The organism is Mucilaginibacter sp. (genome assembly GCF_039935595.1).
GTDB lineage: Bacteria > Bacteroidota > Bacteroidia > Sphingobacteriales > Sphingobacteriaceae > Mucilaginibacter.
In genome coordinates this window covers 1-7169 of sequence record NZ_JBDTJZ010000147.1, presented here as the reverse complement: position 1 = coordinate 7169, position 7169 = coordinate 1, and the positions used below count along the sequence as shown (strand labels likewise).

Annotated in this window: 8 protein-coding genes; all 8 read left to right on the top strand. The window is 40.4% G+C overall.

What is annotated here, in order from left to right; translation table 11 throughout:
- Nucleotides 1-729 (top strand): UDP-2,3-diacylglucosamine diphosphatase (locus tag ABI367_RS09815; protein ID WP_462232041.1); only part of this gene is annotated, 729 nt, incomplete at its 5' end.
- Between the two features lie 134 nt (nucleotides 730-863).
- Nucleotides 864-1868: a glycosyltransferase family protein gene (locus ABI367_RS09810; protein WP_462232039.1), complete on the top strand. Its 1005-nt coding sequence runs from the start codon at nucleotides 864-866 to the stop codon at nucleotides 1866-1868.
- A gap of 40 nt (nucleotides 1869-1908) precedes the next feature.
- Nucleotides 1909-2895 (top strand): DUF6427 family protein, encoded by a 987-nt coding sequence (locus ABI367_RS09805; protein WP_462232037.1) that lies wholly within the window; start codon nucleotides 1909-1911, stop codon nucleotides 2893-2895.
- A 45-nt stretch (nucleotides 2896-2940) separates the two neighbouring features.
- Nucleotides 2941-3633: a phosphoribosylformylglycinamidine synthase subunit PurQ gene (gene purQ, locus ABI367_RS09800; protein WP_462232036.1), complete on the top strand. Its 693-nt coding sequence runs from the start codon at nucleotides 2941-2943 to the stop codon at nucleotides 3631-3633.
- Complete coding sequence (locus tag ABI367_RS09795) at nucleotides 3633-4370, top strand: type III pantothenate kinase (protein ID WP_462232035.1); 738 nt, start codon at nucleotides 3633-3635, stop codon at nucleotides 4368-4370. Before purQ ends, ABI367_RS09795 begins: the two co-directional genes overlap by 1 nt.
- A complete protein-coding gene (locus tag ABI367_RS09790; protein WP_462232034.1) occupies nucleotides 4370-5707 on the top strand; it encodes a hypothetical protein in 1338 nt (445 codons plus the stop codon). Before ABI367_RS09795 ends, ABI367_RS09790 begins: the two co-directional genes overlap by 1 nt.
- A 7-nt stretch (nucleotides 5708-5714) precedes the next feature.
- The gene (gene lptC, locus ABI367_RS09785) at nucleotides 5715-6293 is read left to right on the top strand and encodes an LPS export ABC transporter periplasmic protein LptC (RefSeq protein WP_462232033.1); all 579 of its coding nucleotides are present in this window, start codon (nucleotides 5715-5717) and stop codon (nucleotides 6291-6293) included.
- Nucleotides 6294-6396: 103 nt separating this feature from the next.
- A partial coding sequence (locus tag ABI367_RS09780; protein ID WP_462232032.1) for a SurA N-terminal domain-containing protein occupies nucleotides 6397-7169 on the top strand: 773 nt, incomplete at its 3' end.

Sequence of the window (7169 nt, the reverse complement as noted above, 5' to 3'; positions counted from 1 at the left end):
GATATTATTGATATATGGCAGTTCAGTAAATCGTACTGGCCAGAGGCCCACACCAAAGTACTGCGCCGCATACTCAAATTTATTGCCGAAGGCATACCGGTTTATTACCTTACAGGGAACCACGACGAAATGCTGCGCAAGTTTGCCGATTTTGACCTGGGCAGCTTTAAGCTATTGAACAAAGTATTGCTCAATATTGATGGTAAAAAGGCCTGGATATTTCATGGTGATATTTTTGATGTTACCATGCAGCACTCCAAATGGCTGGCTAAACTGGGTGCCGTAGGTTATGATACGCTGATACTCCTCAACAGTGCTACCAACTGGTTTTTAACGCTAATAGGCAGGCCAAAAATGAGTTTTTCGCAAAAAGTAAAGGCTAAATTTAAGGATGCGGTGAAATTTATAAACCAATTTGAACAAACCGCTGCCGATCTGGCCGTGGCCAAACAATACCATTATGTAATATGCGGACACATTCACCATGCCGAAATAAGAGAAGTTACCGCTACCGATAATCCCGGCAAGGTATTGTACCTCAACTCGGGCGATTGGGTGGAGAGCCTTAGCGCGCTGGAATACCATAAAGGCGTATGGCAGGTGTTTAAATATAACCCGGATAACTTTAAAGCCGATGCAGACGAGGATGACAAAACGGATGCCGAGGACCTTAACGCCATGATGGATGTGAATTTATTACTGGAGAGGTTTAAACAGGAAGCAGGGTAGGGAATATCCAACACCGGATATCGAATTTTGAATGATGAAGTACTTCGGCGTTCGTAATTCGATATTCTTTCTAAATGCTTTGACAAATTCTTAATGCCCTTATCCGTTATGTTTGTTAACTTGCCTGCGCTACCATGAAAATACTATATGCCATACAGGGAACAGGAAATGGGCACATTAGCCGCGCCCGCGAGATTGTTCCGTTACTGCAAAAATATGGCGAGGTCGATCTGCTGGTTAGCGGTACCGAAGCCGAGGTCAGCCTGTCGCAACCGCTTAAATACCGCTTTCACGGGTTCAGCTTTGTGTTTGGTACCAATGGCGGGGTTGATAAGTGGACCACCTTTAAAATTATGGATCTGCGCCGGTTATGGCGCGATATGCACAGCATCCCTTTAAAACAGTACGACCTTATTATAAATGATTTTGAACCGGTAAGCGCCTGGGCCTGCAGGCTGCAAAACGTGCCTTCGGTGTCGTTGAGTCATCAATGCTCATTTGTATCGCCCAAAACGCCACGGCCCGGAAAGTGGAACTATGCCGAGTGGCTATTTAAATATTACTCGCCTACCACCTATCATATAGGTTTCCATTTTGAGCGATATGACGATTTTATACATACCCCGGTTATCAGAAGTGATATACGGAAACTGGAAACCGCCAATTTGGGTCATTACACGGTTTACCTGCCGGCTTATGATGATAAGACCTTAATAAAATCACTGGGCCAAAATCCGCATATACCATGGCATATATTTTCAAAACGCGAAAAAACGGCTTATAGGATCAATAATGTAGAAGTTTTTCCGGTAAGTAATGAGGCATTTAATAAAAGCCTTGCTACCGGCGAAGGCCTGCTTACCGGGGGGGGGTTTGAGGGGCCTGCAGAAGCGTTGTATCTTCAAAAAAAAGTGCTGATGATACCCATGAAGGGCCAGTACGAGCAACAATGCAATGCGTTGGCCGCGTCAAGGTTGGGGGTAAAAGTTGTGGGGGCAATTGATGAAAACTTTGCTACGCATTTAGAACAATGGGTTAACGACGACAAAAAAATAAACGTAAACTTTCCTGATGAGACCGCGCAGATTGTGGATAATATGATAAAACGTTATGCAAAAAGCGGCCTTATTTCAGCGTAAGCATATTTTCTGCTAATATTGCCTTTTCAAATAACCGGGCATGATCAATATCTTCCGAAAGTATAACCCCATCAACACGCTATGGCTCGCCATTTTATTGATTGTGTTGCGTATGGGTTATATTTGGCACGCGCCCCCGCAGGTTGAATTTGCTTTTGTTGAACCCTTTGCCCGCCTGTTTACCAACATCTCATATGATTATATATTTTCGCCGCAGGTAAATGTATTTATTGCGGGCGTTTTAGTTTTAATACAAGCCATACTGCTTAACATACTGGTTAACCATTATAATTTATTGGGGCGGTCCACCTCACTGCCGGCGTTGATGTATATTGTAATTTGCAGTTTGTTTACCCCGTTCTTAATACTAAGTTCGCCGCTTATATGTAATTTTCTTATTATATGGATGCTGTATAAGCTTTTAAGTCTTTATAAGGGGACTGATGCTAAATCAACCGCGTTTGACCTGGGTATGATAGTTGCCCTTGGGTCATTGCTATACCTGCCTTTTATTTACTTTTTTTTGGCTATATGGATATCCCTAATCCTATTCAAACCATTTAACTGGCGCGAATGGTTATCAGGCATAATAGGTTATATTACTGTATTTTTCTTCCTGGCCGTATTTTATTATCTTAATGACAGGCTCTCGCAATTTTATGCTATCTGGCTGCCGTTAACTACCCGGTTTCCTGATCGTTTAAACATTAATTATTATAACTACCTTATATTAATACCGGTTATAATTATACTGTTGCTGGGGTTTTTAAAAATCAGAAAAAACTTTTTTAGGGGCTATGTGCAGATACGGAAATCGTTCCAGTTGTTATTTTGTTTGTTTTTGGTTGCGGGGCTATCGTTTTATGTAGAGGCCAATTTTCAACTAAGCCACTTTTTATTGTGTGCCATACCGGCGGCGGTATTTTTTTCTTACTACTTTTTATACGCCAACATACGCTGGTTTTACGAATCGTTGTTCGTTTTATTGGTTATGTGCATTATTTATTTCCAGTTTAACACTTTTTAACTTTTACATTCGTTCAAATTTCGGCGGTTATATTAGTTTTGTGTCATGAAGTTTGGTGTAGTAATATTTCCCGGTTCCAATTGCGATGAAGATATCATCCATGTATTAGAAAAAATAATGGGCCAGCAGGTTGTGCGCCTATGGCATAAAGATCATAACCTACAGGGTGCTGATTTTATAGTATTACCTGGCGGCTTCTCCTTCGGCGATTATCTTCGCTCGGGTGCCATAGCGCGTTTTTCGCCTATCATGCAAGAGGTTATACAATTTGCCGCAAGGGGGGGTAACGTTTTAGGTATATGCAACGGTTTCCAAATATTAACCGAAGCCGGGCTATTGCCAGGGGCATTGCTGCATAATAAGAACCGCAAGTTTATTTGCCGCAATACTTATATAGTGCCTCAAACCAACAACTCAATGGTTACCGCGCAAATTGATTTACAAAGGGCGCTTAAAATACCAATTGCACATGGCGAGGGCAATTATTTTGCAGATGCAGATGTTTTAAAAAGTATTAAGGATAATGACCAGGTTTTGTTCAGGTATTGCGATGAAGCAGGTAATATTACCGACGAGGCCAATCCTAACGGATCTATTGAGAATATAGCAGGCGTATGTAATGCCAATCGTAACGTTTTTGGCTTTATGCCGCATCCTGAGCGTGCTGCCGACGCTTTGTTGGCTAACGAAGACGGGCTGGCCATATTTGAATCTATATTAACATTAACCAAAGCCTAATGGCCAATCTGGTTATTGATATAGGCAATACCAGCACAAAAGTTGCCGTGTTTGATAATTACGATTTGTTGTATACAAGTCAGCATCAAAAATTTGATACCAGTACGCTTGATATTTATTTTGATACTTATCAGGTTAAACGCACTATCCTGTCAACAGTAAAAAATACAACAGAAACATGGGAGGAGCCATTAAAGCAAAAAACAAATTTAATTTACTTTAATGGCTCAACATATAAAGGCATAAATAATAAGTATTTAACCCCCGAAACTTTAGGGGCCGACAGGCTGGCCGCGGTTATAGGCGCTAACTACTTATATCCGGTCGCAAACAACCTGGTAATTGATGCGGGAACCTGTATAACCTATGATCTGGTTACCGGCGGTGCAAATTATTTTGGTGGAAGTATATCGCCGGGGCTAAATATGCGTTACAATGCTTTAAATTATTATACTTCGGGCCTGCCGCTGGTAAACCCGGATGAAAGATTTAAAAATTATTATGGCAACAATACCACATCTGCTATACAATCAGGCGTGCAAAACGGTATAAAACATGAGTTAACAGGCTTTATTGAAAGTTATTTAAAAATCCATCAGCAATTAAATATCATACTAACAGGGGGCGACAGTATTTTTTTTGATACTCTATTGAAAAATAGCATCTTTGCCCCCTATATTAAAATGGAGCCCCATTTAGTTTTAAAAGGACTGAATGTTGCTATACAAAAAGCATAATGATCAGATATACAAAGTTTTTTATAACGTTTTTACTTGCAGTTATAGCATTGGGGGCAAGATCACAATCTACTACAAGTTCGCCGTATTCGCGATATGGGCTGGGTGATATTAATGCAGGCGTACTTCCCCAAAATGCCGCAATGGGCGGTATTTCTACCGCAACCAATTTAATTGGAGGCTTTAGCAGTATAAACCCGCTGAACCCTGCATCATACGGTTCAATATATATCACCACTATTGATGTAGGTTTATTTGCCAACAGGTTAAGTTTAAGCCAAACCGGGCAAACCGGCGGATCCAATGGTAATTTTGGGTTAAGCCATATTACATTTGCAGTTCCGGTTACCAAACATTCGGCATTAAGTTTTGGCCTTTTGCCTTATAGCCAGTTGGGCTATAACTATAAACAAACGTTAAACCGGGGGTTTGGCACAGCTTCGCCGGCTGATACCAACATGGTTAACTATGTATATAGCGGCGAGGGAGGCTTATCAAAGGCTTATTTAGGTTATGGCATAAAGCTTTTTAAGCACTTATCAATTGGCGCTAATGTTTCTTACATATTTGGCCAGTTAAAACATACCCAAACAACTGAGTTCCCTCAGTTGGCCTCGGCATTAAACACAAGTATTGAAGATAATAACAGTATCAGTGGCCTTAATTATGATTATGGCGTACAATATATCATGGATTTTTCGCTTAAAAGGCATTTGGTGCTGGGGTATTCAGCATCAGCAAGCAGCCAGTTAAACTCGCAAAGCTCATATATAGTAAGCCAATACACTTTTGATCAGAATGGTGTAGCCAATCTACCTATAGATTCATTGATAAACCAGCAATCGGCTAAAACAAAAATACAGCTTCCGCAGATCAATCACTTCGGTATATCTTACCAAAACGACGATAAGTTTTTGATTGGTGCCGATTATACTATTGGCAAATGGTCAAACCTTACTATTGGCGGTACCAACCAGGGTTTGGTTGATAGTAAAACCCTTAGAGTTGGTGGCCAGTACATACCTAATATTGACGCGGTTGGCAACTACTGGTCTACTATTGAATATCGTTTAGGACTGGTATTAGATCAAACCTATTTAAATGTTAATAATCCAACCGGAGGCGGGCTTACTAATATCAAATCGCAGGCGGTTACATTTGGCTTAGGTTTACGTTTGCGCCCATATTATCAAAACATATTCTATAAAATTAATGTATCAGGCGAGGTTGGCCAGCGCGGAACATTAAGTAATGGCCTGGTAAAAGAAAATTATTTTACCCTGCGTCTAGGCTTTATGATAAATGACAGGTGGTTCCAGAAAATTAAGTTTGATTAATTAGCTTATGTATAGTGGTGCAAAACAAGGTTTATTGTTGGCGGTACTGCTTACAGGCATGTTGTTGGTGGCCTCGTGCGAAAACGATATTAATAAGATCAAGGAAATATCAGCACAGGAATCTGAGAAGCCCGTACAAGAAACCGACTCGGTTGATGTGATATACAGCGACTCGGCAAAAGTTAAATTACGCATGCTTACCCCGGTGTTAATTGACTATAACGACACGGCAAAAAATGCCGTGCCGTATAAAACAACACCAAAAGGTGTTAAAATTATTTTTTTTGATAGCCTGGCAAGAGAAGCCGGCAATATAGTTGCCGACTCGGGCATACAATATCCCAAAACAAGTATTATGGAGTTCCATAAAAATGTGGTGGCTACCAATGCAGAAGGCAGCACATTTAAATCGGACGAATTGATATGGGACCAGGCGAAGAAAAAAATATACTCCAATAAGCCTGTAACGATAAATGAGATTAGCGGCAATGTAGTTTACGGTACAAATTTCGTCAGCGACGAGAGGCTTACCCATCCTTTTTTTAATACAGGGTCGGGTTCATTTAATGTTCCCGAAACACCCTGATGCACTGCGGTTTTTAACTATAAATTTTGTTTCACATTTTTTTACTAAAAATTGTATCTTGCGCCCTCTTTTTTAATGAATATAAATATTATATAAAAATTATATGGCTGTAATGGGTTATCTGCGCGAGCGGATGGGAAAAATAGTTGCAATTGTTATCGGGCTTGCGCTTTTTGCGTTTATTGGGAGCGAGGCGGTAAAAAGCGGTAGTTCTTTTTTTAGGGACGACACCAATGAATTAGGACAGGTTAATGGCGAGAAAATAGCTTATGACGATTTCACAAAAGCATCTGAACAAAGTGCCGAACAATTTAAGCAACAAACCGGGCAAAACACTTTGACGCCGCAAATCACAGCATACGTACAGGAAAATACCTGGAACCAGATGCTAAGCCGTTTAATTATCCAAAAGGAAGTGGATAAATTAGGACTTGTTGTTGGCGCTGACGAAACACAGGCCATGACCAGCGGTAATAACCCAAGCCCGCAAATTGTGCAGGCGTTTACCAACCCGCAAACCGGACAGTTTGATCGCGCTAATTTACTTTCAACTATACAAAACATCAGTGCTTTAAAGGCCGATGATCCGCAAAAAATACGGTGGACCGAGTTTGTTACCAATTTGATAGATGCCAAACTGGGCGAAAAATACTTGTCATTAGTAACTAACGGTTTATATGTAAACTCGTTAGATGCAAAAGATGATTATGAAGCTAAAAACAAACTGGTTAGTTTTAAATATACCGGGCTTGAGTACGCTTCTGTACCTGATAATAAGGTTACATTAACGGATGCAGATTATAGCAATTATTATGATGAGCATAAAGCCGAGTTTAAAAATAAGGAAGAATTAAGGGATATTGAATATATAAGCTT